The sequence below is a fragment of the Paenibacillus sp. VTT E-133291 genome (assembly GCF_002264395.1).
GTDB lineage: Bacteria > Bacillota > Bacilli > Paenibacillales > Paenibacillaceae > Paenibacillus_AQ > Paenibacillus_AQ nitricinens.
On the sequence record NZ_NFVA01000233.1, the window covers coordinates 1 to 529 of the forward strand.

1 protein-coding gene is annotated in these 529 nt (G+C 54.3%); it reads right to left on the reverse strand.

Annotated elements, in window-relative coordinates; genetic code table 11:
* The coding region (locus CA598_RS31720) for a phage tail protein (RefSeq protein ID WP_179283831.1) at window positions 1–529 on the reverse strand (529 nt) is incomplete at both ends.

Sequence of the window (529 nt, forward strand, 5' to 3'; positions counted from 1 at the left end):
CGCTGCTATTCCGGTCGCTGTTATCGCTGTTCGTGCGGTTGCGCCGCCATCCGTCGTAATAACGATTCCGTTCGACGTCAGTATGACTTGGTCGGACGGGTCCGTTTTCGACTGCAGCACAATACCGCGCTCATCGTATTTAATCTCCGTCTTACTCGCGTTAATCTCGTTAACCGCAAGCCGCGCGAACTCTTCGAAGACTTCCGCTCTGATTCGCCCGCCGCTAAACACGTTCTCAATCGCACGCCGTCCCGCCTCCAAGTCCGCGAGTATTTGCGTATAGTCACGTTTCATAACGTTAGCAACGGTTAGCTGTGTATGTTTATCGGGCGCATACGGATACTCCGTCATTTCCGTTATCCGCGCTGTTATGCCCGTTAAGCCAAGCGCAGGATCTACGAGTGTTACCGTATCGCCGAGACCGGGCCGCGCTTCTTGCTTATCGATCTTGAATAAATCCGCAGCGCTAACGGATACTTCTAGCGCCGGTACTTCACGCTCGGCTAAGCGTAATCTCGCGGCAGCTACG